This is a genomic window from Mesorhizobium sp. ES1-6 (assembly GCF_020164775.1).
Classification (GTDB): Bacteria; Pseudomonadota; Alphaproteobacteria; order Rhizobiales; family Rhizobiaceae; genus Mesorhizobium.
In genome coordinates this window covers 124,618-150,239 of sequence record NZ_JAIUGU010000013.1, presented here as the reverse complement: position 1 = coordinate 150,239, position 25,622 = coordinate 124,618, and the positions used below count along the sequence as shown (strand labels likewise).

Annotated in this window: 29 protein-coding genes; 15 read left to right on the top strand and 14 right to left on the bottom strand. The window is 63.8% G+C overall.

Going from position 1 to position 25,622, the window contains the following annotated elements; translation table 11 throughout:
- Nucleotides 1–7 precede the first annotated feature (7 nt).
- The 5 genes from LB564_RS26250 to LB564_RS26230 all read right to left on the bottom strand — a co-directional run bounded on the left by LB564_RS26250 (nucleotide 8) and on the right by LB564_RS26230 (nucleotide 5,230).
- Nucleotides 8–859 (bottom strand): citryl-CoA lyase, encoded by an 852-nt coding sequence (locus LB564_RS26250; RefSeq protein ID WP_224542048.1) that lies wholly within the window; start codon nucleotides 857–859, stop codon nucleotides 8–10.
- A complete protein-coding gene (locus LB564_RS26245) occupies nucleotides 856–2,040 on the bottom strand; it encodes a CaiB/BaiF CoA transferase family protein (protein WP_224542046.1) in 1,185 nt (394 codons plus the stop codon). The genes LB564_RS26250 and LB564_RS26245 overlap by 4 nt, the downstream gene beginning before the upstream one ends.
- Nucleotides 2,041–2,055: 15 nt before the next feature.
- Entirely contained in the window at nucleotides 2,056–3,579 is a 1,524-nt protein-coding gene (locus LB564_RS26240; protein WP_140704215.1) for a tripartite tricarboxylate transporter permease, read from the bottom strand.
- A gap of 4 nt (nucleotides 3,580–3,583) precedes the next feature.
- The gene (locus LB564_RS26235) at nucleotides 3,584–4,120 is read right to left on the bottom strand and encodes a tripartite tricarboxylate transporter TctB family protein (protein WP_224542044.1); all 537 of its coding nucleotides are present in this window, start codon (nucleotides 4,118–4,120) and stop codon (nucleotides 3,584–3,586) included.
- A 132-nt stretch (nucleotides 4,121–4,252) separates the two neighbouring features.
- Nucleotides 4,253–5,230: a Bug family tripartite tricarboxylate transporter substrate binding protein gene (locus tag LB564_RS26230; protein ID WP_224542042.1), complete on the bottom strand. Its 978-nt coding sequence runs from the start codon at nucleotides 5,228–5,230 to the stop codon at nucleotides 4,253–4,255.
- Between the two features lie 184 nt (nucleotides 5,231–5,414).
- On the opposite strand from LB564_RS26230, the gene LB564_RS26225 reads away from it, so the two are divergent.
- The gene (locus LB564_RS26225) at nucleotides 5,415–6,173 is read left to right on the top strand and encodes an IclR family transcriptional regulator (RefSeq protein WP_140704209.1); all 759 of its coding nucleotides are present in this window, start codon (nucleotides 5,415–5,417) and stop codon (nucleotides 6,171–6,173) included.
- Between the two features lie 235 nt (nucleotides 6,174–6,408).
- Entirely contained in the window at nucleotides 6,409–8,910 is a 2,502-nt protein-coding gene (locus tag LB564_RS26220) for an EAL domain-containing protein (protein WP_224542040.1), read from the top strand.
- Nucleotides 8,911–8,914: 4 nt separating this feature from the next.
- Here LB564_RS26220 and LB564_RS26215 read toward each other — a convergent pair whose 3' ends face one another.
- A complete protein-coding gene (locus tag LB564_RS26215) occupies nucleotides 8,915–9,454 on the bottom strand; it encodes a GNAT family N-acetyltransferase (protein ID WP_224542038.1) in 540 nt (179 codons plus the stop codon).
- Nucleotides 9,455–9,682: 228 nt separating this feature from the next.
- On the opposite strand from LB564_RS26215, the gene LB564_RS26210 reads away from it, so the two are divergent.
- Nucleotides 9,683–10,138 carry a DUF2214 family protein gene (locus LB564_RS26210; RefSeq protein ID WP_224542036.1) on the top strand — a complete coding sequence of 152 codons (456 nt, stop codon included), beginning with the start codon at nucleotides 9,683–9,685 and terminating at the stop codon, nucleotides 10,136–10,138.
- Here LB564_RS26210 and nth read toward each other — a convergent pair.
- A complete protein-coding gene (nth, locus tag LB564_RS26205; RefSeq protein WP_224542034.1) occupies nucleotides 10,126–10,935 on the bottom strand; it encodes an endonuclease III in 810 nt (269 codons plus the stop codon). The two genes, LB564_RS26210 and nth, sit on opposite strands and share 13 nt — an antisense overlap.
- A 22-nt stretch (nucleotides 10,936–10,957) precedes the next feature.
- Between nth and LB564_RS26200 the strand changes: the two genes are divergently transcribed.
- From LB564_RS26200 to LB564_RS26155, 10 genes are all read left to right on the top strand, one after another.
- On the top strand, nucleotides 10,958–11,452 hold the full coding sequence (locus LB564_RS26200; protein ID WP_140704199.1) for a DUF2244 domain-containing protein: 495 nt from the start codon (nucleotides 10,958–10,960) through the stop codon (nucleotides 11,450–11,452).
- A 138-nt stretch (nucleotides 11,453–11,590) separates the two neighbouring features.
- Nucleotides 11,591–12,469 (top strand): methylated-DNA--[protein]-cysteine S-methyltransferase, encoded by an 879-nt coding sequence (locus tag LB564_RS26195; protein ID WP_224542033.1) that lies wholly within the window; start codon nucleotides 11,591–11,593, stop codon nucleotides 12,467–12,469.
- A 221-nt stretch (nucleotides 12,470–12,690) separates the two neighbouring features.
- Nucleotides 12,691–13,161 carry a hypothetical protein gene (locus LB564_RS26190; RefSeq protein WP_140704195.1) on the top strand — a complete coding sequence of 157 codons (471 nt, stop codon included), beginning with the start codon at nucleotides 12,691–12,693 and terminating at the stop codon, nucleotides 13,159–13,161.
- 21 nt (nucleotides 13,162–13,182) lie between these two features.
- Nucleotides 13,183–13,575 carry a hypothetical protein gene (locus LB564_RS26185; RefSeq protein ID WP_140704194.1) on the top strand — a complete coding sequence of 131 codons (393 nt, stop codon included), beginning with the start codon at nucleotides 13,183–13,185 and terminating at the stop codon, nucleotides 13,573–13,575.
- Nucleotides 13,542–14,066: a hypothetical protein gene (locus LB564_RS26180; RefSeq protein ID WP_140704192.1), complete on the top strand. Its 525-nt coding sequence runs from the start codon at nucleotides 13,542–13,544 to the stop codon at nucleotides 14,064–14,066. The genes LB564_RS26185 and LB564_RS26180 overlap by 34 nt, the downstream gene beginning before the upstream one ends.
- Nucleotides 14,041–14,523 carry a hypothetical protein gene (locus LB564_RS26175; RefSeq protein ID WP_181173634.1) on the top strand — a complete coding sequence of 161 codons (483 nt, stop codon included), beginning with the start codon at nucleotides 14,041–14,043 and terminating at the stop codon, nucleotides 14,521–14,523. The genes LB564_RS26180 and LB564_RS26175 overlap by 26 nt, the downstream gene beginning before the upstream one ends.
- An 86-nt stretch (nucleotides 14,524–14,609) precedes the next feature.
- Nucleotides 14,610–15,515: a ribokinase gene (locus tag LB564_RS26170; RefSeq protein ID WP_140704189.1), complete on the top strand. Its 906-nt coding sequence runs from the start codon at nucleotides 14,610–14,612 to the stop codon at nucleotides 15,513–15,515.
- Complete coding sequence (locus tag LB564_RS26165; RefSeq protein WP_224542031.1) at nucleotides 15,512–16,957, top strand: amidase; 1,446 nt, start codon at nucleotides 15,512–15,514, stop codon at nucleotides 16,955–16,957. The genes LB564_RS26170 and LB564_RS26165 overlap by 4 nt, the downstream gene beginning before the upstream one ends.
- Before the next feature lie 91 nt (nucleotides 16,958–17,048).
- Nucleotides 17,049–17,663 carry a LysE family translocator gene (locus tag LB564_RS26160; protein WP_224542029.1) on the top strand — a complete coding sequence of 205 codons (615 nt, stop codon included), beginning with the start codon at nucleotides 17,049–17,051 and terminating at the stop codon, nucleotides 17,661–17,663.
- A 141-nt stretch (nucleotides 17,664–17,804) separates the two neighbouring features.
- On the top strand, nucleotides 17,805–18,080 hold the full coding sequence (locus tag LB564_RS26155) for a hypothetical protein (RefSeq protein WP_224542027.1): 276 nt from the start codon (nucleotides 17,805–17,807) through the stop codon (nucleotides 18,078–18,080).
- Between the two features lie 71 nt (nucleotides 18,081–18,151).
- On the opposite strand, the gene LB564_RS26150 is transcribed toward LB564_RS26155, so the two are convergent.
- The gene (locus LB564_RS26150) at nucleotides 18,152–19,093 is read right to left on the bottom strand and encodes a nucleoside hydrolase (protein WP_224542026.1); all 942 of its coding nucleotides are present in this window, start codon (nucleotides 19,091–19,093) and stop codon (nucleotides 18,152–18,154) included.
- A 290-nt stretch (nucleotides 19,094–19,383) separates the two neighbouring features.
- On the opposite strand from LB564_RS26150, the gene LB564_RS26145 reads away from it, so the two are divergent.
- Nucleotides 19,384–19,809: an Hsp20 family protein gene (locus LB564_RS26145; protein WP_013893014.1), complete on the top strand. Its 426-nt coding sequence runs from the start codon at nucleotides 19,384–19,386 to the stop codon at nucleotides 19,807–19,809.
- A gap of 64 nt (nucleotides 19,810–19,873) precedes the next feature.
- Nucleotides 19,874–20,131: a DUF1150 family protein gene (locus LB564_RS26140; RefSeq protein WP_137932812.1), complete on the top strand. Its 258-nt coding sequence runs from the start codon at nucleotides 19,874–19,876 to the stop codon at nucleotides 20,129–20,131.
- A gap of 73 nt (nucleotides 20,132–20,204) precedes the next feature.
- Here LB564_RS26140 and ptsN read toward each other — a convergent pair whose 3' ends face one another.
- The 6 genes from ptsN to lptC all read right to left on the bottom strand — a co-directional run bounded on the left by ptsN (nucleotide 20,205) and on the right by lptC (nucleotide 25,615).
- Nucleotides 20,205–20,669, bottom strand: a complete 465-nt coding sequence (gene ptsN, locus LB564_RS26135; RefSeq protein ID WP_010911486.1) for a PTS IIA-like nitrogen regulatory protein PtsN — start codon at nucleotides 20,667–20,669, stop codon at nucleotides 20,205–20,207.
- A 57-nt stretch (nucleotides 20,670–20,726) separates the two neighbouring features.
- Complete coding sequence (hpf, locus tag LB564_RS26130) at nucleotides 20,727–21,311, bottom strand: ribosome hibernation-promoting factor, HPF/YfiA family (RefSeq protein WP_137932810.1); 585 nt, start codon at nucleotides 21,309–21,311, stop codon at nucleotides 20,727–20,729.
- Between the two features lie 365 nt (nucleotides 21,312–21,676).
- Nucleotides 21,677–23,206 carry an RNA polymerase factor sigma-54 gene (gene rpoN / locus LB564_RS26125; protein ID WP_224542024.1) on the bottom strand — a complete coding sequence of 510 codons (1,530 nt, stop codon included), beginning with the start codon at nucleotides 23,204–23,206 and terminating at the stop codon, nucleotides 21,677–21,679.
- 282 nt (nucleotides 23,207–23,488) lie between these two features.
- Nucleotides 23,489–24,307: an LPS export ABC transporter ATP-binding protein gene (lptB, locus tag LB564_RS26120; RefSeq protein WP_140704177.1), complete on the bottom strand. Its 819-nt coding sequence runs from the start codon at nucleotides 24,305–24,307 to the stop codon at nucleotides 23,489–23,491.
- On the bottom strand, nucleotides 24,307–24,915 hold the full coding sequence (locus LB564_RS26115) for an LptA/OstA family protein (protein WP_224542021.1): 609 nt from the start codon (nucleotides 24,913–24,915) through the stop codon (nucleotides 24,307–24,309). The genes lptB and LB564_RS26115 overlap by 1 nt, the downstream gene beginning before the upstream one ends.
- A complete protein-coding gene (gene lptC / locus LB564_RS26110) occupies nucleotides 24,902–25,615 on the bottom strand; it encodes an LPS export ABC transporter periplasmic protein LptC (RefSeq protein ID WP_140704173.1) in 714 nt (237 codons plus the stop codon). The genes LB564_RS26115 and lptC overlap by 14 nt, the downstream gene beginning before the upstream one ends.
- Nucleotides 25,616–25,622: the final 7 nt, after the last annotated feature.

Genomic DNA, 25,622 nt, shown 5'->3' with positions numbered 1-25,622 from the left:
GGCAGGCTTATCCGCCCTTGCCGTCATCTTCCGGAAAAGGCCGCGCCGGCGGGCCACCATAGGCCCACAGCCATTCGCGCGGCAACGGCCCCTTGTTCCGCTCGGCCTGCTGCGATTGCTCCCAGGCATGCGCCAGGATGCCAACCGACCGCGACAGCACGAAGAGCCCGCGCGTCAGCGGCGGCGGAAAACCGAGTTCGCCATAGATGACGGCGGTGGCGCCATCGATGTTGAGCGGGATTTTTTTGCCCTTGCGCCGCCCGACGTCGGCCTCGACCGCCCCGGCGATGTCGGCGAAGCGACCATTGATCACGCCGCGCACGGCAAAATCTCTGACCAGTTCCAGCAGACGCGGCGCGCGCGGATCGACAGGATGGAAGCGATGGCCAAACCCCGGCACATAGCCCTCTTCCTCCGCGAAGAACCGGTCAAGACGTGTCGAGACCGCTTCGTTGAGGGCAATGCCGCCCTCGAGCGCCACGGCAATATCGCCATAGAAGGAAAGCGCCTGCTCGCCGGCGCCGCCATGCACGTCGCCAAGCACGTTGATGGCGGAGGCCATGGCGCTGTTGATACCGACGCCGCAGGTCGCAGCCATGCGGGCAATGGCGATCGACGGCGCCTGCGGCCCGTGGTCGACGGCCGCCCCCAAAGCAATGCCGAGCAGTGCCGCCTGGTCCTCGCTGGGCAGTTCGCCACGCAGCATCAGCCAGATCATGGCGGGGAAGCTGACACGGCCGATCAGGTCCTGGATCTCATAGCCGCGCAGCCGGATCACGCCGGGGCTCATCTCGATGATGTCGGTCCGCCACCACTCCTCGCCGCGCTCGCGGCCTGTTTTCCTCTCCACGCCGCTCATGCCCTGGCCTTTGCCTTGGTGCGTGGCGGCAGGCCGGCGAACACCTCGTCCATATGCTCCCCCAGCACCGGCGGTGGCCGTGTCGGCAACGGTGCGGTGCCATCCACCATGAAGCCACCGCGCAGAACGGTCAGCGGCCCGTCCATGCCGGCCACATCGTCGAAACGAGCCGTCACCTGGCGTTCGAGCACTTGTGGTTCGGCCAGCACTTGCGGGATCGTCAGAACCCTGCCCGCCGGCACGCCGGCTCGATTGAGCGTTTCTTCCCAAACCGCCGCAGCAGCGCTGGCCAGAGCGTCCTCGATCTCGACCTTGAGTGCGGCGCGGTTCTTCTTGCGCGTCTCGCGCTCGGCAAAGCGCTGGTCCGACGCCAGTTCCGGCCGCCCGATCAGCACGCACAGCGTCACGAACTGCTCCTGCTTGTTGGCGGCGATGTTGATGAGCCCGTCGCCGGTACGGAAAGCGCCTGATGGAGCCGCCGTCATATTCTCATTGCCCATCGGCTTGGGATCGACCCCTGCCGTCAGATAGTTGGAGACCGGCCAGCCAAGCGCGGAGAGCGTGCATTCCAGCATCGACACGTCGAGGAACGCACCCTCGCCCGACGTCTTCTGCCTGACCAATGCCGCCGCGACGGAGAACGCCCCGACCAGGCCGCCCAGCGTGTCGGCAACGGGATAGCCGACGCGCAACGGCGCGGTTTCCGGCGTACCGGTTATGCTCATGATCCCGGAAAGGCCCTGGATGATCTGGTCATAGGCGGGGTTGTCGCGCATCGGCCCGCTCTGCCCGAAACCCGATATCGCGCAATAGACAAGGCCGGGCCGCACCGACTTGAGCTCGTCATAGCCGAGGCCGAGGCGTTTCATCACGCCGGGACGAAAATTCTCGACCAGCGCATCGGCGCTGGCAACCAGGTCGAGAAAGCGCTCGCGATCCGTCGCCTGCTTGAGGTCGAGCATGACGGATCGTTTGCCGGCGTTCTGCGCCAGGAACGACGCGCCCATGCCGGCACCGTTGAGCTTTGGCGAGCCGCCGAGCTGGCGCGCCAGGTCGCCGCCTTGCGGCCCTTCGACCTTGATCACGTCGGCTCCCAGCAAGGCCAGTTGATAAGCGCAATAAGGTCCGGCGAGCACATTGGTCAGGTCGAGGACGCGGATACCGGAAAGCAGGTCTGTCATATCTTCTCAAATCGCTCAGGCATCGCCCGGCACATGTTCGGGCCCGCGCCGACGCCGATGCTCGATGAAGGCCCAGATATGCGGGCCGGCGAGGCCGATGAAGGCAAGAGTCAGCAGGATCAGCGACAGCTTGTGTGTGTAGAACACCGACCAGTCGCCGTTCGAAATAGTCATGGCGCGACGGAACTGCGTTTCGGCGAGCGGCCCCAGGATCATGCCGATGATGACGGGCGCGGTCGGGAAATCGAAGCGCCGCATCAGGAAGCCGGCGGCCCCCAGGAGATAGAGGATGACGAGATCGATCGGCGACTGCGAGATGCCATAAGTGCCGACGGTGGCGAACACCAGAATCCCGGCATAGAGCTGCGGCGCCGGGATTTTCAAGAGCCGCACCCACAGGCCGATCAGCGGCAGGTTGAGGATGACCAGGATGACGTTGGCGATGAACAGGCTGGCGATCAGGCCCCAGACAAGGTTGGCCTGTGTCGTCAGGAGCAGCGGTCCGGGGTTGATGCCGTAGCTCTGGAAGGCCGACAGCATGATCGCCGCAGTCGCCGAGGTCGGCAGGCCGAGCGTCAGCATCGGCACCAGCACGCCGGCGGCGGATGCATTGTTGGCGGCCTCGGGGCCGGCAACGCCCTCGATGGCGCCGACCGTGCCGAATTCCTGCTTGTGCTTCGACAGTTTCTTCTCGATTGCATAGGACAGGAAGGTCGGGATCTCGGCGCCGCCGGCCGGCATGGCGCCGATCGGAAAGCCGATCGCCGCACCCCGCAGCCAGGCCTTCCACGAGCGCCCCCATTCGGCCGCCGTCATGTAGAGCGAGCCTTTCAGCGGCACGATCTCGTCCTTGCCGGCATAGCGGCGCGAGGCCATGTAGAGTGTCTCGCCGACCGCGAACAGGCCAACGGCGGCGATGATGACGTCGACGCCGTCGAGCAGCTCGGTCATGCCGAAAGTGAATCGCGGCTGGCCCGTCTGCAGATCGACGCCGATCATCCCGATGACAAAGCCGGCAAACAGGCTGGTCAGGCCGCGCACCGAGGATGAGCCGAGCACGGCCGAAACGGTGATGAAGGCCAGCACCATCAGCGAGAAATATTCGGCCGGACCGAAAGCCAGCGCGAACTTGACCACGACCGGCGCCAAAAAGGCGACGCCCAGCGTGCCGAGCGTGCCCGCGACAAAGGAGCCGATCGCTGACGTGGCAAGCGCGGCGCCGCCGCGACCGGACCGGGCCATCTTGTTGCCTTCCAGCGCGGTGACGATGGTTGCGCTCTCGCCTGGCGTGTTGAGCAGGATCGACGTCGTCGAGCCGCCATACATGGCGCCATAATAGATGCCGGCGAACAGGATGAAGGACGCCTCCGGCGCCACCTGATAGGTGATCGGCAAGAGCAGCGCGATGGTCAGTGCCGGCCCCAGGCCAGGCAGCACGCCGATGGCCGTACCGAGCGTGGTGCCGAGCAGGCACCACATCAGATTGGTCGGCGTGAACGCGACGGCGAAACCGTGTGCGAGATGGCTGAGCGTATCCATGGTCTCAGCCTCCCAGCGTGCTGGTGAAGGCATCGATCACCGTGTTCAGCTGGTTCTCGACGACACCGGCGCCGATATTGACGCCGAGCGCCTTGGCAAAGCCGAAATAGGCGGCCAGCGCCAGCACCAGGCCGGTCAGCACATCGCGCAGCGTGTGCCGGCTGCCGAAGCCGTAGCAGACGAGAACGAACATGATGACCGAGGCGGCCGTGAAGCCGAGCGGCTGGATGAGCAGAAGATTGGCCACAAGACCGATGACCACGAAGCCCATCGCCTTCCAGTCGGTCGGCGTCTCCTTTTCCTCCTCCGGCTGCCAGCCGCCGCGCAATGCGGCGAGGATCAGCAGCAGGGAAAGCACAATCAGGCCGACCATGGTGAGATAGGGAAAGACGGTCGGACCGACCTTGGAATAGAGCGGCGATACCGGGATCGCCAGCGTCTGCCAGGCGACGGCCCCGGCACAGGCCAGAAGGCCGATGCCGATCAGCAATTCCGGCACGGCAAGGCGAGAGGGCGCCGCCGGCTGGTTGATGGTGCTCATGAACGTCTCCCCGTTATGGTCGGCCCGATACGGCCAGCCTTCACCGCACCTTCGGCGGTGGACCGATCGCCTCCCTGCGGCCGGCTGCGATTGAAAAATGAGGGACGGCTCGCGCCGTCCCCCTGGGGAAAATCAGGCGAGGCCGAGATCCTTGAGAATGGCCTCGATGCGAGCCGTGTCCTCGGTGACGAATTTCGCATAGTCGTCGCCGGTGAGCAGGATGGGCGTCCAGTTGCGGTTCTTGCATTCGGTTGCCCATGCATCGCTCTTGGCCATGGTCTCGACCAGGGTGATCATCGCCGCCTTGTCCGCGTCGGAAATGCCGGGCGGCGCGAAAACGCCACGCCAGTTGAACAGTTCGACATCGATGCCGGCTTCCTTCAGCGTCGGCGCGTCGATGCCGTCCTGGCGCTTGTCGGCCGAGATGGCGAGCAGCCTGAGCGCGCCCGCCTTGACCTGTTCGGAGAACTCGCCGAAACCGGAAATGCCGGCCGCCACCTGGTTGCCGAGCAGCGCCGATAAGGCCTCGCCGCCGCCGGCGAACGGCACATAGGAAAGACTGGGAGCCGGAACGCCAACCGTCTTGGCGATCAGGCCGAACAGGATGTGGTCCGAGCCTCCGGCGGAACCACCCGCGACTGGAACCTTCGTCGGATCGGTCTTGAGCGCGGCGACGAAATCGGCCGCCGTCTTGAACGGCGAGTCCGCCGGCACGACGAGTGCCTCGAACTCACCGGTGAGCCGCGCGATCGGCGTGACTTGCGTCAGATTGTTGGCTGCCTTGTTGGCGATGATGGCGCCGACCATGACCATGCCCGCGACCATCAGCGAATTGCCCTTGCCGTTCCACTGGCTGATGAACTGCGGCAGCCCGACCGTGCCGCCCGCGCCACCGACATTGGTGATCTGCGAGCCGGAGATGAGCTTCTCGCTGCGCAGCACCTGATCCATCGTGCGCCCTGTCTGGTCCCAGCCGCCGCCGGGTGCCGCCGGCACGAAAATCTGGATCTGCGGCGCGCCTTCGGCGAAGGCGGGCGTGAAATGAAGTCCTGCGAGGCCGGTGGCGCCGACGGCCGCCGTCCCCGTCAAAAATCTGCGTCTGTTCAGCATGGGATTCCTCCAGATCACGACACCTCCTCCGGTGCCTGCCAAAACGCGCCTGAGTTCAGGCCCGTGATCGAGTTCAAGCAGATGTTACCAAGTTCTGTCAACGGGAACGATATTCTGCTGGACAGAACGATCCAGCGGCGCGACACAGTCGCTCCGTTCGGCCTTCTTCGAATTGGGAACCGCAATGGACTTGGCAGGCAAATCGGCTGACGCGGAAATCCGGCGAGCGCCCGCCGAAGGCGTTGCGGCACTCGATCGGGCGATCGCCATCCTCGATGCCTTCACCACGGCTGACCGCTCGCTCAGCCTGGCTGAAATCGCGACGCGCACCGGTCTCTACAAGAGCACGATCCTGCGGCTGGCGAATTCGCTGCTGCGCGGACAATTGCTCGAGCGCCTGGACGATGGCCGCTACCGTGTCGGAGCCGCGACTTTCCGGCTCGGCGCGCTCTACCAGCGTTCGGTGGTGGCGGTCGATATCCTGCTGCCGATCATGCGCGATCTCTCCGAAAGAAGCTGGGAGAGCGTTGCCTTCTACGTCCGCTCGGGGGACGTGCGCACCTGTCTCTACCGGGTCGAATCCAAGCATCCGATCCGCTACACGATACGCGAAGGCGACGTATTGCCTTTGCTGGTCGGCTCCGGGGGCCGCGTGCTGGCGGCGTTTTCGGGACAGCAGGGCGAACCCTACGAAACCATCCGCAAAACCTGCAACTGCCTCGCCGTGGGCGATCGCGACCCCGAGACGGCGGGCGTGTCGGCACCGGTTTTCGGGCCGGGACGTGTGCTCCTCGGCGCCTTGACGCTGGCTGGTCCAAGCACGCGCGTCGACGCCGCGTTCCTTCAGCGCATGAAGCGCCCGCTGCTTGAGGCGGCGGCCCGCGCCACCCGTGCCTTCGGCGAGGATGCCACCATGCTGGAGCAGGCGAGTCTCGCGGTCTAGCGCCCGCCAAGTATCGAATACAAACTGATTCAACTTGAAGCAATTACTTGACGTCGCGTAATATTTAGCCGGCACGGCAAGAAAAAGTCTTGTCGAAAGTCGAACGATTTATTTGCTGTTAAGCCCCTCATGATAACCGGGTTGTGTCGCCATCCGAGCGACATGAGGGAACAACATCGTCTCAACCGGCGGATGAAAACAGCCGGACAGGCGCGCACAGGATCATGGCACGTCCATGAATTCGATGAAGCTGTCGTCGATGAACGCAAGTCCACGTCTTCTGGGGCTTGTGTGGCCGTTTATCGCCGTCGTCCTCATTCAGGCGCTGGTCGCCAGCCTGAGCCTCTATACGCTTTCGGCCGTCCGCGCCTATGTCGGCGGCGAAAGCCAATGGTCCAAGGGGCAGAAGCACGCCATCTACTTCCTCAGCCTCTATGCCGACACCGGCAATGAGGAGTTCTTCGGCGAGTATCGTGCGGCCATCGCCGTTCCACTGGCCGATCGGTCGGCCCGCCTGGCCCTCCAGCAGTCCGAGCCCGATACCCAGGCTGCCCGCGCGGGCTTTCTGCACGGCAGAAATCATCCCGAGGACATCGCCGGGATGATTTGGCTGTTCCAGAATTTCCGCAGCTTCAGCTATCTCGACGCCGCCGTGCGGCACTGGACGGCGGCCGACACCATGATCCTCGCCATCCAGCAGCTCGCCGACACGATGCATGACGAGCTGAGCAAGGGTCCGGCATCCGCGACCCAGATCAGTGGCTGGAAGACGCAAATCCGCCAGCTCGACCGTCAGATCAGCCCGCTCTCCAAGGCCTTCTCGGACAGTCTCGGCGAAGGGTCGCGCTTCATCAAGATGCTGCTCACGTCAGCCAATCTCGTTACCGCCGCCTTGCTGATATTGCTTGCCGTCTGGCGCACCCGCAAGCTGCTGGCGCAGCGCCAGGCCTTCCAGCTGGCGCTCAATGCCGAGCGCGAGCGTGCACAGGTTACCCTGGCTTCGATCGGCCAGGCCGTCATCAGCATCGGCCCAGACGGGCGGCTGGAATACATGAACGCGGTTGCCGAGAAATTGCTGGCATGCCCGTTCGGTTCTGCCAGAGGCAAGCCGCTGGCGTCGCTGTTTCGGCTGGTCGACAAGGACACCAGCGTCGAAGAGCCCCGATTGATCGAACGCCTCCTGGCCGGTGAGCCACGCCGTTCCAGCGCCCGCCCGCAAATTTTGCAGCGGCCGGATGGCTCCGTCGTCCCGGTCGCGCTGACCGGCGCGCCGCTGCTCGTTTCCGGTGAGGTCGTCGGCGCCGTGCTCGCCTTCCACGACATGACGCGCGAAGAAGACTACATCGAGCGGCTTTCATGGCAGGCTTCGCATGATGCGCTGACCGGGCTCGCCAACCGGCGCGATTTCGAGAGCCGGCTGGAGCGCACGATCGTCGAATCGCAGGGTGCGTCCCGGCACCACGCGCTGATGTATCTCGATCTCGACCAGTTCAAGCTGGTCAACGATACGTGCGGCCATGCCGCGGGCGATGAGTTGCTGCGCCAGATTTCCGCCCTGCTGGCCAACGAATTGCGACCCGGCGACGTGCTCGCCCGGTTGGGCGGCGATGAATTCGGCGTGCTGCTGATCGACTGCCAGGCGGACAATGCCGCCGACATCGCCGAACGGCTGCGCGCCGCCGTGCAGGAGTTGCATTTCGCCTGGGACGGCAGGCCTTTCAACACCAGCGTCAGTGTCGGCATGGTGGAGATCGCCAATGCGCATGTGACGATCGAGGAGGCCCTGCGTGCCGCCGACGTCGCCTGCTACATGGCCAAGGAGAAGGGCCGCAACCGCGTCCAGATCCATAGCGACGGCGACATGGACTTGCGCGAGCGTTTTGGCGAGATGGCCTGGGTGCAACGCCTGCACGCGGCACTCGAAGAAGATCGCTTCAGACTCCATGCCCAGGAAATCTGGCCGCTCAACGACGATGTCGCCGAGGCGGGGGCGCATATCGAGATCCTGTTGCGGCTGACCGATGAAGACGGCGGCTTCGTCACCCCGCAGAGCTTCATTCCCGCCGCCGAGCGCTACGGCCTGATGCCGTCGATCGACCGTTGGGTGGTGCGCAATACGTTCCGCATCCTGGCCGCGCGGCAGGCCGATCAGCGCATGGCGCCGATCGCCACATGCGCCATCAATCTTTCCGGGGCGACGTTCGGCGACGAGACATTTCTCGGCTTCCTGCGCGAGCAGTTCCTTGTCCATGGCATTTCGCCGTCCATGATCTGCCTGGAGATCACCGAAACCAGCGCCATTGCCAACCTTACCAGCGCCATGCGCTTCATGGCCGACCTGCGCGGGTTGGGCTGCCGCTTCGCCCTCGACGATTTCGGCTCCGGCATGTCGTCCTTCACCTATCTGAAGCACCTGCCGGTCGACTACCTCAAGATCGACGGCGGCTTCGTCAAGGACATGCTGGACGACCGCATCGACCGGGCCATGGTCGAGATGATCCATCATATCGGCAAGGTCATGGGCAAGCGCACCATCGCCGAGTTCGTCGAAAGCGACGACATCGCCATCGCCTTGAAGGAAATCGGCGTCGACTACGCGCAGGGCTACGGGATCGCCAGGCCGCGGCCCTTCGATGCCTCGACGGTGCTGCTGTGCCAAACCATTGCGCCCGCCGCGCGGACCAACGCCGACCCGTGGGCTGATGTGGCCAAAAAGCTGCGTCGCAAGGCCAGCTAGATATTCAGGACAGCCGCTCCAGCAGGATCATCGGGGCGTCGTGATAGAGGGTTCGCACCACTTCCCGGTAGCCGCATTTCGTCGCGACGTTCAAGGAGGCGGCATTCTCGGGATCGATGATGCAAACGGTTCTGGAGCGCCCGAACGTCTCTTCGCCCCATGCCAGGACACGGCCGACCACCTCGGTGGCAAGGCCCGTCCCGTGCACCGACGGCGCCAGCGCCCATCCTGCTTCGGGGGTGCCTTCGATCGACGGCTCGATATCGCGCTTCAGATCGTGGAACCCGGCCTCGCCGACGAAGCGGCCGGTCGCTTTCTCCTCGATGGCCCAGAAGCCGTAGCCGAGCAGCGACCACAGGCCGGCGTGACGCAGGAAGCGCATCCAGCTTTCCTCACGCGTGCGCGGTTTGCCGCCGATGAAACGGGTGACGACCGGATCGGCCCACATCGTGACATAGGCGTCGAAATCGCCCAGCCGGTGAGCCCGCAGGATGGTTCGCGGCGTCTCGATGACCGGGGCGATGATGGCTTGCGTCGTGCTCATTGGATTTGCCTCGCTTTACCGCCTGCGGTTAGCAAATCGCCGGCGCGGTGCAAGAGCCAGGGAAACAGGGACCATCATCCAGCACCAAACGCAAACTCCGGCAGCGCTTCACGACATCCAAGCCACGCTATGGGATTTTTGCGCGGGGGTGTTATTTTCGACGTGGGCTGATTCAGCACGCCCGAATTTTGAGGCGCCGGCCGGTGCCGCCGATCCAGGGAAATCCGAATGGACACCACGGACCTCGTGCTCGCCATCATCCACCATCTGCTGGTGTTCTCGCTGGCGGCCATCATAGGCGCCGAATTCGTGCTGATCCGTGGCGACCTGCCCGCAGCGACGCTCAAGCGGCTCGCCGGCATCGACCGCCACTACGGCATCATCGCCGCGCTCATCATCATCGTCGGCATCGGCCGCGTCTTCTGGGGCCTAAAGGGCTGGGAGTTCTACGTCCACAACTGGGTGTTCTGGGCCAAGATGGCGGCGTTCGGCATTGTCGGCCTGCTGTCGATCATCCCGACCGTGCGTTTTATCTCCTGGAACAGGCAGGCCAGCACCAATCCCGCCTTCGCCGTGCCGGCGGCCGAACTGGCCTCGGTGAAGTCCTATATCCGCGCCGAAGGAGCCATCTTCCTCTTGATCCCCGTCTTCGCCGCGGCGATGGCGCGCGGCTACGGAATCTGATCTTCGGCGGCCGTTTCGAGCGGAGCGATCGGCACCAGCGGCGCCGGAATGCTGGTCGTCTTCACCGCTGCCTTGCAGATATCGGCGATGACGCAGGCCGGGCAATCCGGCTTGCGCGCCTTGCAGACATAGCGGCCATGCAGGATCAGCCAGTGATGCGCGTGGCGCATATACTCGTCCGGGATGATCCTCAACAATCCCTGCTCGACTTGTTCCGGCGTCTTGCCGGGCGCCAGGCCTAGCCGGTTGCCGATGCGCAAGATGTGCGTGTCGACCGCCATCGTATGCTGGCCGAAGGCCATGTTCAGCACGACATTGGCGGTCTTGCGCCCGACACCTGGCAGCTTGACCAGCTCATCGCGGTCGTCCGGCACCTCGCCGCCATGGTCGCGGATCAGCGCCTGCGATAGCGCGATGACGTTCTTGGCCTTGTTGCGCCAGAGGCCGATGGTCCTGATATGGTCGCCAACCTCGGCTTCACCCAGCGCCAGCATCTTTTGCGGCGTATCGGCGGCCTTGAACAAAGCCCGCGTCGCCTTGTTGACGCCGGCATCGGTTGCTTGCGCCGAAAGCACCACCGCCACCAGCAGCGTGAAGGCGTTGACATGTTCGAGCTCGCCCTTCGGCTCCGGCCGTTGCACCGAAAAGCGCCGGAAGATCTCGTGCACTTCCGCCGGGCTGTAGAGCGAACTTGACCGCGCGGGCCTGGGGCGCGGTTTGGCGTTCGAGCCGTCACGGCGTCCGGGCAACGGTTCACTTTTGGTCAGGGACGAATCTTTGGACTTGGGGCGCGCCATTTCCCTCCTATAATAGTCTGTCATGAGCGACACAAACGCCTCGTTTCAGGCTGACGAGCCCTTCTTCCACGCCTTGCTGACCCCACACCGGTCGCTGGGCAGGACGGGCTTCCTGATCCTGATGGGCGCGCTGATGTTCGGCTGGCTGGTGACGGGCGCGTTTTTCCTGTCGCGCGGCGCCTGGCCGGTGTTCGGTTTCTTCGGCCTCGATGTGATCGCCGTCTACATCGCCTTCCGCGTCAACTATCGGGCCGCCCGCGCCCGCGAGGAAGTATCGGTCTCGCGAACCAGCCTCGATATCCGCAAGACTGCCCCCTCGGGAAAGTCGGAAGCGCACCGCTTCAATCCGTTCTGGGCACGGTTTTCGGTCGCCCGGCACGCAGAGATCGGCATCACCAGAATGACCGTGGAAGCACAGGGCCAGAACGTGCCGATCGGCGGCTTCCTCGATCCCGAGTCCCGCGAGAGCTTCGCCACCGCCTTCGCGCGCGCGCTGGCGACCGCCAAGGCGCGCTGATCCCTGCACGCGTGCGCACCGGCCCTTTTATCCCTCGATGGAATTTGCTCGTTCGTCAGCCATCACCCCCAAGAAGGCAAGTTTCGGGTGGCGATCGGCGCCCCAAGGGGCGATATTCCAGCCTAAGGAGACAGGTTCATGAGCACACACACGGCAGTCCTCAGGAAGGACATCACGCCCGAGGGCAGCGACTACGAAATCGTACGCCGCGCCATCGAGAAGATCAGCCTCGACTTTCGCGACCAGCCATCACTGGAAGAACTGGCCGAAGAGGTCGGCGAGACGCCGACCGGCCTGCAAAAACTCTTCACCCGCTGGGCCGGCCTGTCGCCCAAGGCCTTTCTGCAGGCGGTGACGCTGGACCATGCGCGCAAGCTGCTCGATTCCGGCATGCCGCTGCTCGAAACCTCTTTTGAACTGGGCATGTCCGGTCCCGGCCGGCTGCACGACCTGTTCGTCACCCATGAGGCGATGTCGCCTGGCGACTACAAGACGCGCGGCGCTGGCCTCACCATCCGCTACGGCTATCACCCCTCCCCGTTCGGCACCGCCCTGATCATGGCCACGGACCGCGGGCTTGCCGGCCTCGCCTTCTGCGACGCCGGCGAGGAGCGCACCGCCTTCGCCGACATGTCGGGCCGCTGGCCCAACGCCCTCTATGCCGAGGACAGGGAAGCGACAGGCCCCTATGCCGCGCGCATCTTCGAGCCGACGCTGTGGCGCGCCGACCAGCCGCTGCACGTCGTCATGATCGGCACCGACTTCCAGGTTCGTGTCTGGGAAGCCTTGCTGCAAATCCCGATGGGCAAGGCCCGCACCTATTCCTCGATCGCCGCCAGCATCGGCGCGCCGAGCGCCAGCCGCGCGGTCGGCGCCGCCAACGGCGCCAATCCGCTCTCTTTCGTGGTGCCTTGCCACCGCGCCATCGGCAAATCAGGCGATCTTACCGGCTATCACTGGGGCCTTACCCGCAAGCGAGCCATCCTGGGATGGGAAGCGGGGCAGATTTTGGCCTGAATGTCGATATTTGTATATTCACGCAGGAAATATATGAATCTTCTGGTTACGAAGTATTCGTGCGACTTATCTTCGGATTTTCTGGATACAACCGGGGACAACCATCGGTTTATTTGTCGCTTTTGTTCCAGAGCGTTATTTCAGTTTACGCTAAATTAACCACGATAAAGCGATGATGACCCATATTAAATCGGGCGATCCGACTTAATAGGAGGGTCTCGATGAAGTTGTTTCGCACCACCGTCGGTGCGGCCTTGCTGGCCGCGTGCCTGGACCACGCCGCGATGGCCACGACGCAGAACGTCATTTTCAACGGCACGGTCACCGCGACCTGCACCCTTGTTGTCGGCACCAACGGCACGATGACGGTAAGCGCGGACTTGCAGTCGCTGAGCTCTCACAACAGTGGCGGATCGGCTGGAACTGTCACGCTTACCACCACCGGGGGCGTCTCGCTGAGCGTCGATCCGGTGACCCTCACCACCGTGCCTGCCGCCGACAGCACGGCCACCACCTGGACACCGACCTATTCGGCCAGCGGCGCCCACACGATCGCGGAAACGGGATCCGCCACCGCCCTGGCTGCCCCCGGCGCCGACCTTGTCTCGGTCCATCTTGCCGGCGCCAAGGGCGGCAGCAACCGCTTCGCCTCCGGAAACTACCAGGCAACGGTAACACTGCGCTGCGAATAGGCGGTCGCGAAGGAGGGATCCTTGAAATATGCCCGAATCCTGGCGACGGCCCTGGCTGTCGGCCTGCCGACCATTGCCGCCAAGGCCCAGTCGATGTCGCCGATGCGCGGCGAGGTCAACAGTTTCACCGACGTCTTCGCGGTGCGCGTTTTTCCCGCCAATCCATACGACCAGAAGATCAAGGTCGAGATCCACGTCTACGATCAGGATTTTCAGCCGGTGGACGCCAAGATCTCTCCGAGTGTCTTCCAACTGGGGTCGCAGGCTTCCCGCCCAGTCCTTGTGGTCGTGCCCTTCGGCGGAGCCGCCGAGCGTAAAGTGCGTATCTGTACCGAGAGCATCCCCTTTCCCAATCAACAGACGCAGATAAGGGCACAAATATGCGGAAAGTTTTTTGGGCACCGCAAGTCCTGACGGCCGCGTTTGCGGCGATGACGGTGGGGATTTCGCCGGCTCTGGCCGAGGATGTCTACAATCTCAATCAGAACGAGAGCGGCTTCAACCTGCCTGGAGTGACGTTGCCCCAGGGGCAGGACGAGGTCCACGCATCGGACGGCACCACCTGCCGCTCCGCCGTATCGGGCACCGGCGCCTATTTCGACCTCGGTATCATCAGAGGCAACAACCAGTCCAACAATGACGTCGCCACATATGGCCGCGTGGTGATCCCGATCGGGCGGACGCCGAAGCGCGTCGATTGCAGCCGCCTCTACGAGCTCGAGGTCGAGCGCCTGCAACTGGAGCTGAAGCTCCTCAAGATGGGCCTCGGTGCCGACGGTCCGACGGCGAGCGTGACCACCAGCGCTCCCGCTGCCGCGCCCACGGCCGCGTCGCCCGGATGGGCCAACGAAGGCTGGAGCATCAGGACCGGAAATGGCGATGGCAAGAAAAAGAAGAAGAAATAACCACGCGCAGCTCGCGGTGGCGGTACTTGCCGGTTTCTGCTTTCCGGCGCATGCGGCGATCATCGGCACCTGCACCATCATGGTCGGCGCATCGGGCACGATGACGACGAATCCGGCCATCGGCATACTGGGCTCCAAGCAGGCGGGCGGATCAAGTGCCAGCGCCACCGTGGTGGCAAGCTCCCTGCTGTGCTCAATCCTCAACTTGCTTGACTGCTATTCGGTTTCAGCGCCGGCGCCTGCCGCATTCTCGTCCGCGCCGAGCGGCGGCGGCACCAACGTGACCTTCGTCTCGGTCTTCCGCCTCGATGGCTCGGGGGTCGACAACAACGGCAGCGTGCCGCAAAGGGTCACCAACGGCACCCACCCCATGCAGATCGATCTCACGGCCACCAAGTCGAGCGGTATCTTTCCCTCCGGCAGCTATCAGGGCACGGTCACCGTGCGTTGCGAGTGAGGCGGTAATCGTGCTGGACCATTCGAGTGGTCTGGCATCGAACCGCTTGGCAGGATAGCTTCCGTGCATTCAGCAGGAGGCATTTCTTGATTATCGTAGTCGGCTCGATCAACCTAGACCTCATCGCCAAAGTTGAGCGCTTGCCGAGCCCCGGTGAAACGGTGAGCGGCTCTGGTTTCTCGACGGCGCCTGGCGGCAAGGGGGCCAACCAGGCGCTGGCCGCCGCGCGTGCCGGCGCTCCGGTGCGCATGGTCGGCGCCGTCGGCAAGGACAATTTCGCATCCGAAGCCCTGGCCTTGCTGCGCGAGGCCAAGGTCGACCTGTCGGGCGTGGGAGAAACCTTCGCCTCGACAGGCACGGCCCTGATCATGGTCGGCGATGACGGCGAAAACATCATCGCCGTGGTGCCCGGCGCCAACGCTTCCGTAGTGCCCGGCGACCTCTCCAAGGCTTTTCTGAAGAAGGGCGACGTCGTGCTGCTGCAGCATGAAATTCCGCTCGCCACGGTCGATGCGGCCCTCGACCAGGCAAGGCCGGCCGGGGCGGTCACCGTGCTCAACACGGCCCCGTTCCACGCCGAAGCGTCCGGCTTCCTCGGCAAGGCTGATTACGTCGTCGCCAACGAAACCGAGTTCGACCTCTATGGCGAGGCCCTGGCGCTTAGCGGCCGCGACCGGGCGGCGCGCATGCGCGATTTTGCGGGGAAAACCGGACGCACCATCGTCGTCACGCTTGGCGGCGAAGGCGTGATGGCGGCGACGCCGAGCGATTTCCTGACCGTTCCCGCGTTGAAGATCACGCCGGTCGACACGGTCGGCGCCGGCGACACTTTCTGCGGCTATTTCGCCGCCGGCCTGTCGGCGGGCCTCGCGCTCGAACAGGCACTTGCGCGTGCCGGCGCCGCCGGCTCGCTCGCTTGCCTCAAGCCCGGCGCCCAGCCGGCGATCCCGCTAGCGAAAGACGTTGACCAGGCCTTGCAAGAGGCCGGTTGATGCGCCCCCGCACGAAGCATGCCGTGCCCGCGGCCAGCGATATCTGCCGCCTGTCGGCTGTAGAACTCGCCGGCGCGATCCGCCGAAAAAAGCTCTCCGTGCGCGAGGTGGTGACGGCGTTCCTCGATCGCATCGATGCGGTCAACCCGCTGGTCAACGCCATCGTCTCGCTGCGCGACCGCGCCGACATCCTGCGCGAGGCCGACGCCGCCGATGCCGGGCGCACGGATGGAGCCGGCGCCCTCTTCGGCCTTCCCATCGCCATCAAGGACCTTGCCTCCACAACGGGCCTCAGAACCTCGTTCGGCTCGCCCATCTTCGCCGATTTCGTCCCGCAAGAAGACGATTTCTTCGTCGAACGCATTCGCGACGCCGGCGCCATCATCATCGGCAAGACCAACGTTCCCGAATTCGGGCTTGGCTCCAACACCTACAACACCGTTTTCGGGCCGACGCTGAACGCTTTCGATCCGGCGCTCACCGCTGGCGGCTCGAGCGGCGGGGCGGCGGTTGCGCTGGCGCTGGACATGCTGCCCGTCACCGACGGCAGCGATTTCGGCGGCTCGCTGCGTAACCCGGCGGCCTGGAACAATGTCTACGGCTTTCGGCCCTCGCAGGGGCTGGTGCCCGGCGGTCCCGACGTCGAGGTCTTCCACGCGCAGATGGGCGTCGAAGGGCCGATGGGCCGCAATGTCCGTGACATGGCGCTGCTGCTCGACGTGCAGGCCGGGTACCATCCGCAAGCGCCTCTCTCCTATGAGAAGCCGGGATCCTTCCTTGACGGGCTCGCGACGGCGGCGACCGGCGGCCGCGTCGCCTGGCTTGGCGATCTCGGCGGCCATCTGCCGGTCGAGCCCGGCATCCTCGACCGGTGCGAGGCGGCGCTCGCACGGTTCGCGGATGCATCCTTCGTGACCGAGCCCTTGCTGCCGGACTTCGATTTCGAAGCGCTCTGGCAGGCCTTCGTGACCTTGCGCCAGGCCAGCAGCGGCTGCGCGCTGAAAGTGCACTATGACGATCCGGCCAGGCGTGGCCTGCTGAAGCCGGAAGCCATCTGGGAAGTGGAAAACGCCATGCGGCTAACGGCGCCGCAAATCCGCGCGGCCTCGGTCGTGCGCACCTCCTGGCACCGGACGCTATTATCGATCCTCGAACGCTTCGACCTCATCGCGCTGCCGACCGCGCAGGTCTTCCCCTTCGATGTCGGCACCCATTGGCCGCGCGAGGTCGCCGGGCGGGGAATGGATAGCTATCATCGCTGGATGCAGGTTTCGGCCTTCGCCACCTTGGGCGGTTGTCCGGCGGTCAACGTCCCGGTCGGCTTCGACGACAGCGGCCGGCCGATGGGCATGCAGCTCATCGGCCGCCCCCGCGGCGACCTCGCCGTGTTGCAGGCCGCGGCCGCCTACGAGGCGACGCTGCCCTGGCCGGCAGGGGCTTGAACCCAGCGCGTCGCGCCAGCTTGCGTCGTCCTCGCCGTCATGCATTGATTGTCGCCTGACAGGCCGCGACGCGGCATTGAGAGGGAAAATCATGTCGCTGGAACTCTACGCCGCCTATGTTCTTGCCTGCATCGTCATCATCCTGGTGCCGGGGCCGACGGTCACCTTGATCATCGCCAACAGCATCCGCCACGGTTCCCGCGCTGGTCTCGCCAATGTCGCCGGCACGCAAGCCGGCCTTGCCAGCATGATCGCCATCGTCGGCATCGGCCTCAACACGCTGATCTCGGGCATGGGACATTGGTTCGAATGGGTGCGGCTGATCGGCGCCGCCTACCTGATCTGGATAGGCGTTCAGATGTTCCGCGCCAAGGGCACGCTGAACGCCGACGGCACCGCCCGGAAACCGCGTGGCGGCTTCTTCCTGCAGGGCTTGGCCGTGGCGCTGAGCAATCCAAAGACGCTGATCTTCTTCGGCGCCTTTTTCCCACAGTTCATCTCTCCCGCCGGCAACTACCCGCTGCAGATCGTCATCATGGGCCTCACCGCTATGATCTTCGCCGCCATGTCGGACTCGACCTATGCACTGGCCGCCGGTCGCGCCGGCCGCATGCTGTCGGCCAGCCGCATCAAGCTACTGTCCAGGATCAGCGGCAGCTTCATGATCGGCGGCGGCCTGTGGCTGGCGTTTTCAAGGTCCAAGTAACGGCAGCCCAGGCCGGCGCCGCGTTAAAGCTGCGTCGCCGGCTGATTGAAAGTCTACTTTCCAGCTACCACATGAATCGACATTGAGGGATTCATGCATCCACCGTCGACTTATGAGGGTTTGAAGAGGAACGCGCCTAGCGTGGTCTTCTTCGCCGGTTTTTTTGCGATAATGTTCATATTGGCCCAGAGTCAGTGGGAGAATGACGCAACGCCGATTCGATCAATTGACCCGATCGACGCTACGATCGAGGGCGTTTACTGGCACAGGACCAGCACGTCTCAATATGGATTGTTCCTAGAGAACAATGCTCTGGTTTTCGTTGACGACGATCGACCCCGCCTGATTGGCTCCCGTGTCAAAATTGAGCGCGTCACCCGCGACAATGGCTCCGTCTTCTACCGGTTTGCCGATTGAGGGGCTGTTCGTCGTGTGCCGACACGCCATGAACTACCAGGTCAGACTACTCAATCGCCGAGAATGGGGCTCTAAAGCCGCCCCAATCTCTCCACCAGCAGCGCGAAAAACCCATCATGGTCGATGTCGCGCATCACCATGGCGTTCTTTTCCCGCTTGGTGACGCCCCACCAGTCGACCACGGTCATGCCCATGGTCAGTTCCGAGGCGGTCTCCACGCTGACGTTGCAGTGGCGCCCCTTGAACAGCTCCGGCTTCAAGAGATAGGCGATGACGCAGGGGTCGTGCAGCGGCCCGCCGTCTGTGCCGTATTTGCCCTCGTCGTAGCGTTCGAAGAATTCCAGCATCTCGGCGGTCGCGGTGCCGACCTTGGTGCCCAGCGCGCGAAAAGCCTGTATGCGCTTGGTGGTGGTCAGCGCCTTGTGGGTGACGTCGAGCGGCATCATCACGATCGGGATACCGGACTTGAACACCAGGTCGGCGGCCTGCGGATCGACATAGATGTTGAATTCGGCCGCCGGAGTGACGTTGCCGCCTTCGAAGAAACCGCCGCCCATCAGCACGATTTCCTTGATGCGCGGCGCGATGCGCGGCTCGCGGATCAGCGCCAGCGCGATGTTTGTCAGCGGCCCGAGCGGGCACAGCGTAATCGTGCCGCTCTCTTCTCGCATCAGCGTCTCGACGATGAAGTCTACCGCATACTGGTCCTGAAGCTTCATCGTCGGCTCCGGCAATTCCGGCCCGTTGAGGCCGGTCTTGCCATGCACTTCCTCGGCGGTGACCAGTTCGCGCGCCAACGGACGGATGGCGCCGGCATAGACCTTGACGGCCGGCCGGCCGGCCAGTTCGCAGATCTTGCGGGCGTTCTTTTCGGTCAGTTTCAGCGGCACGTTGCCGGCAACGGCGGTAATGCCGACGATGTCCAGTTCGCTACTGCCGAGCGCCAGCAGAATGGCGACGGCGTCATCCTGGCCGGGATCCGTGTCGATGATGATCTTTCGGGATTGGGGCATTTCAATTCCTTGTTTGGCTGGCCGCGAGCTCACCGGGCCGGTCGCACGCCTGGAGGGCGACCTTGGCGCTTCTCCTTGCATCCGAGCGCCGTTTCAAGCGCCATGTCGATTATTCCTGTGAGTCCACGACCTGATCCTTTTTGGTTATTCCTGTGAGTCCAAGGCCGGGTCTTTTGGGCGGGTCTTCCGATGGCTTGAACTTGGTCGCGGGGCGGACCATATCAAGACCATCGGGAAAAATGCCATTTGGGTTTTTCCAGTTTATGTCGCTCTTGAGAGGACAGTGTAACATGAGCCGAATGACGCCTTTCTCCAGCCCGCTTCTCCTGGGTTTCGACGCCATGGAAAAGACGCTGGAGCGCCTGGCGAAGTCCGGCGACAGCTACCCTCCCTACAACATCGAGCGCCTCAGCGGTGCCGACGGCAAGGCCGAAAGGCTGCGTATAACACTCGCCGTCGCCGGTTTCGCCGAAAGCGATCTCGATGTGACTACGGAGGAAAACCAGCTGGTCGTGCGCGGCCGCCAGACCGACGACACCGAGCGCGAATTCCTTCATCGCGGCATTGCCGCACGCCAGTTCCAGCGCTGTTTCGTGCTGGCCGACGGCATGCGCGTGATCGCGGCGGAACTGAAGAACGGTCTTTTGTCGATCGATCTCGATCGGCCGGAGTCCGAACGGCTGGTACGGAAAATAAATATATCGGTGAAAGACTGATCTTCACCGATGGCTCTCATGCGGGATGGCCTTGAGCGGCGTCCTCGCGCCAAGGAGGCTTGAAATGACCAGAACTGACGAAACCATCACCATGACCAGCGGCGAGTTCGCCCATCTCGGCGAAGGCTCTGTCGCCTATCTGCGCAAGGTCTCTAGCGACGAACTGCTCGGCCGCTTCCCCAACATCGGCGAAATTGCGCCCGGCATGGAACTGTGGGCCCTGTTTGCCGCCAACGGCCAGCCGATCCTGCTGTCCGATGCGCGCGACCGTGCCCTGGCCGGCGCCATGGAAAACGACCTGACCACCGTCGCCATTCATTAAAGGCGGTTGGCAGGCTGAAACGAGAAGGGCCGCTCACAGCGGCCCTTGGAGTGGTCTCTTAAAAAAGATGGCTTCAGGCCGCGTGCGAGGCCTGCGTGTCCGACAACAGCGCGTGGATCGCCGTGGCATCACGCGTTCCCCTGATCTTAGCCACCGTGTCGGCGTCGCGCAGCACGCGCGCGATGCGCGACAGCGCCTTGAGGTGATCGGCACCCGCGCCTTCCGGCGCCAGCAGCAGGAACACCAGATCGACCGGCTGGTCATCCAGCGATTCGAAATCGACCGGCGTTTCCAGCCGCGCGAAAACGCCGGCGATGCGCTTCACGCCGGCAAGCTTGCCATGCGGGATGGCGATGCCATTGCCGACGCCGGTCGAGCCCAGGCGCTCGCGCTGCAGGATGGTGTCGAACACTTCCCGCTCCGGAATGCCTGAAATCGCCGCGGCCCTTTCGGACAGCAATTGCAGAAGCTGCTTCTTCGAGTTCGCCTTCAACGCCGGCAAAATCGCCGGAACGCTGATAAGATCGCTCAGATCCATGCTTGAAAATCCTTGTTCGCCTGCCGCGCCAGTCCCCACCCCTCGTGCGGCTGGCTTTTATCCCTGTGCGACTTTGGTCGTGGACGGGTCGATCCAGCCGATATTTCCGTCGGGCCGGCGATAGACGATGTTGAGATGGTCGGTTCCGGCATTGCGGAAAACGAACACCGGGCTGTCTTTGGTGTCGAGTTCGATGACGGCCGAGGCCACCGACATGGTCTTCAGCGTCATGGTCGATTCGGCGACGATGGCGGGCGCGAAATCCTCCGGGATTTCCTCGTCGTCATCGGCAAGCGGCGCCATCACCGTATAGGCGATGTCGGTCAACTCGCCATTGCCATTGCCGGAATTGTGCGATTTCAGACGGCGCTTGTAGCGCCGAAGCCGGGTCTCCAGCCGATCGGCCGCGGCCTCGAAGGCGAGCGTCGGATCCTGGGCATCGCCGGTGGCCTGCAGCGAGGCGCCGGAATCCAGCCGGATCATGCAGTCCGCCTGATAGCGCGAGCCCGATTTGATGACGGTGACATGCCCCGCGAAGCCCCGATCGAAATATTTGCCGATCGCTTCACCGACACGATCGTTGATGCGTGTGCGGAACGCATCGCCGATATCCATGTGCTTTCCCGATATGCGCAGATTCATCTGAAAACTGACCTTCCTTGCTCAGGCTTCAAACTGGCCCGAGTTTATACTCGTGATCCGTGCGCACAAGCTTTGCGGCGTCACTCGCGCCGATTTAAATCCGAACTTTCCGGTTGATCACAGGCCGCCTTCTTGACCGTCCCGAGGCCATTGTCGTGACGGACCATCCGCTAGCGGGCAACAGCCCGTCTCATGCGGGCGGGCTTCTAGCCACTTCACCGCAGCTTGTCAATGAAACTCGAAAGCTGTGGAAATCGCAAGCGTATCGAGCTGTCCATCGTTTCACGGAAACGCAGAACCGCTCCATCTCTTTGTCTTGGCGCAATTCCCAAGGGAAAGCGCCATGCGCTTTCCCTTGGGAATTGCTAGCGGCCGGCGCTGGCGAGTGCCCGTTTCTCGCGCCGGCGCTGTACCGACGAGGGAATATTCATGCCTTCCCGGTATTTGGCGACCGTGCGCCGGGCGATATCGACGCCGCTTTCTTTCAGCATGTCGACGATGGCGTCGTCCGACAGCACGTCGACCGGCTTCTCCTCGTCGATCATCTGCTTGATGCGGTCGCGTACCGCTTCGGAGGAATGCGCGTCGCCGCCGCCCGAGGCCGCGATCGAGGCGGTGAAGAAATAGCGCAGTTCGAACACGCCGCGCGGGGTGAGCATGTATTTGTTCGCGGTGACCCGGCTGACGGTCGATTCGTGCATGCCGATGGCGTCGGCCACGGTGCGCAGGTTGAGCGGCTTCAGATGGCGCACGCCGTGGACAAGGAAGGCGTCCTGCTGGCGCACGATTTCCGAGGCCACTTTGAGGATCGTCTTTGCCCGCTGGTCGAGGCTGCGCGTCAGCCAGTTGGCGTTCTGCAGGCACTCGGCCAGGAAGTCCTTTTCAGCCTGGTTCTTCGCCTGCGGCGACACCTGGGCGAAATAGATATGGTCGACCAGCACGCGCGGCAGCGTTTCGGCATTGAGTTCGACGGTCCAGCTGCCGTCATTGGCCGCGCGAACCTCGACATCGGCGACAATGGCGTCGCTGGCACCGCCCGAGAACGCCATGCCAGGCCGCGGGTCGAGCGCCCGGATTTCGGCCAGCATGTCGAGCAGATCCTCCTCGTCGACGCCGCAGAGCCGCTTCAGCGCCTGGAAATCGCGCCGCGCCAGCAGCTCCAGATTGGCCACCAGCGCCTTCATCGCCGGATCGAGACGGTCGCGCACGGCAAGCTGCAGCGACAGACATTCGGCAAGGTCGCGGGCGAACAGGCCGGACGGCTCGAACGTCTGGCACACCGCCAGCACCTTGCCCACGGCGGCGGCGTCGGTGCCCAGGCGCGCGGCTATCTCCGCCATATCCGCGCGCATGTAGCCGGTTTCGTCGAGGCCATCGGCGAGTTCCCCGGCAATCAGCCGCGCGGCAGGATTGGTGAAGGCGAGCGCGACCTGCTCGCCGACATGGTCGCGCAGCGTAATGGCGCTCGCCGCCATGTCGCCGGCGTCGAGCCCCTCGGACGAGGAGCCGCCGCCATTGCCCGAAGCCGATTTCCATTGCGCCGTCAGGTCGGGCCCGAGCCGCTCGCTGGTGCCTGGATCATCGGGAAACAGATTTTCCAGCGATGTGTCGAGCTTTTCCGAGATTGCCTCGGCACTCCATCCCGCCTCGCTCTCGAACCAGTCGCCGCCATCGGCGGCCGCTTGTGGCTCCGCCTCGGGCTTCTGCGCCTGGTCGCTCGCGGCATCGTCCTGCGGCTCGGCACGCTCCAGGAGGGGATTGCGCTCGATCTCCTCGTCGATGAAGTGCTCGAGTTCCGTATGGGTGAATTGCAGCAGTCGAATCGACTGCATCAGCTGCGGCGTCATCACCAGCGACTGCGACTGTCGGAGCTGTAGTTTCGCCGCCAACGCCATGGCTAGGTTTCAAACGCCTCCTGAACGCGTCCGGACTTCCGGAATGAATTTCACGGCGGGCATAGAAACTGGCCCGGCTTTTGCTTGTCAAGGCAAAGCCTAGCAAAACCCGCTTACCGGAGCGTTATCCCGGAGCAAAATCGCGGAAAAACAGGCGGCACCGCGCAAAAAATCGTGTCAGGAAACAAATTTCACGCCCAGGCCGATTTCGGCGGCGGGAAAACTCCGAACGGAATCCCTAAAAAGAGACGGAGCCGTTCGCCGTTTCAGGCCGTGAACCGCTCAGAGCGTGAAGCCCTCGCCGAGATAAAGCCGCCGCACGTCGGGATTTGCCACCACTTCGTCGGCGCGGCCATGCGTCAGCACCTGGCCGGCATGGATGATATAGGCCCGGTCGATCAGGCCGAGCGTCTCACGCACATTGTGGTCGGTGATGAGGACACCAATGCCACGCGCCGTCAGGTGACGTACCAATTGCTGGATATCGGCGACGGCAATCGGATCGATACCGGCGAAGGGTTCGTCGAGCAGCATGTAGGCCGGACGCGTCGCCAGCGCGCGCGCGATTTCCAGGCGCCGCCTTTCGCCACCGGAGAGCGACATGGATGGCGCCTTGCGCAAATGGCTGATGTGGAACTCCTCGAGCAGTTCGTCGAGGTTGCGCTCGCGGACCTTGCGGTCCTTTTCGACCACTTCGAGCACGGCGCGGATGTTCTGCTCGACATTCAGGCCACGGAAAATCGAAGCCTCCTGGGGCAGATAGCCGATGCCGAGGCGCGCGCGGCGGTACATCGGCATCGAGGTGACGTCGAAGCCGTCTATCTCGATCGTGCCTTCATCCACCGGCACCAGGCCGGTGACCATGTAGAAGCAGGTCGTCTTGCCTGCGCCGTTGGGGCCGAGCAGACCGACGGCCTCGCCGGCGCGCACGCCGATGGTGACGCCACTGACGACCTTGCGGCCCTTGTAGCTCTTGGTCAGGCCCTTGGCGATCAGGGTTCCCTTGAATTTCCCTGCATCGACGGTGACCGTGGCCGGCGCAGAAACCTTGCCGGCGGCACGTCCCGGAAGACGCGCCGTCAGCGATGACAGGCTGGCCATCAGGGGTTCGTCGCTCCCGATTTCGATGCATCCGATTTCGGCGGTGGTGTGATCGACATCTGGACACGCTGTCCGGCGCATGGATCGACCTGGGCCAGCCCGCTTTTCATCTGCACGGTGAGCTTGCAGCCGACCAGGACATTGTCGTTCTGCGACAGGACGACCTTTTTGCCCGACAGCACCAGCACCTGGCTCTTCATGTCGAAACTGCCCTGATCGCCGGTAGCGACCTGCTGGTCCGACTTGATGTAGACCTTGTCGGAGATCTCCAGGTGGTCGATGTTGGCCGAACCGGTCATGGCGGCCGCCCCGGCGGCTTCAGCGCCCTTGGCGCCCGCGTTGGGATCCTTGACGTAGTAGACCAGCATCTTGCCGGCCTTCATCAGCGTCGGCCCCTGGACGACGGTGACGTTGCCCGTGAAGATGGCGACGCTGTCGGCCTGGCGGACTTCCAGCTTGTCGCTTTCGATCTGGATCGGCTTGTCGCCGGCCAGTTTGAGACCCGACACCTGGCTGGCCGCCCCGGACTGCGCCAGCGACGGCGTTAGGCTGAGCAGGAACAGCGCCGAAGTTGCGGCCGCAAGCCGTGTCGAACTATTGAGCCACATTCGCTTCTTCGCCCTTTGCCTCAGCCGCCTTCAGAACGGCGGGATCAATGTTGACACGCACTTTGTTCTCGAACACCAGGATCTTGCCATTGTCCTGGACCGACATCGAAGCCGCCGTGATCTGTGACCCGCCACGGCTGACATCGACCGGATCATCCGTCTTCATAGTGCCTTTGCCCATGTCGAGGAAGACCGATTTGAACTTGGCTTGCAGCCCGTCGGTCGTGGTGATGGTGACGTCGCTGTTCAGTTTCATCGTATTGCCGTCGCGGTCGTAGGTGCCGCGCGAGGCTTTCACGGCCGCGACATTGTCGGGAGCGATCGGCACCTTGGCGTCGATGCCCTCGAGTTCGATGATGCCTTGCGTGCTCACATCCTGTATGGCCCGCAGCGCCGTCATCGAATAGGGCTGCTTCAGCTTGGTGAAACCGTTGAGCTTGGGATTGGCCATCACCAGCTTGCCATTGGAAAAGGCCGTACCTTCCGCCTGCACCGCGACGGAGGCGGGCGCGGCGAGATAGGAATAGACGGGAAAGGCGACGGCGATCAGCGCCGCGGCCAAGGGCACCGCGAATTTGAGCACGCGCACGCGGCGCGAATGACGCTGCGCGCGGTCGAAGGCCTCGCCACGCGTCCAGCCATCCGCCGGGGGATCCAACTCCGTCTCCGGGCTGGTCGGTTCGTTCGGTCGCGCTAACATGACTGCT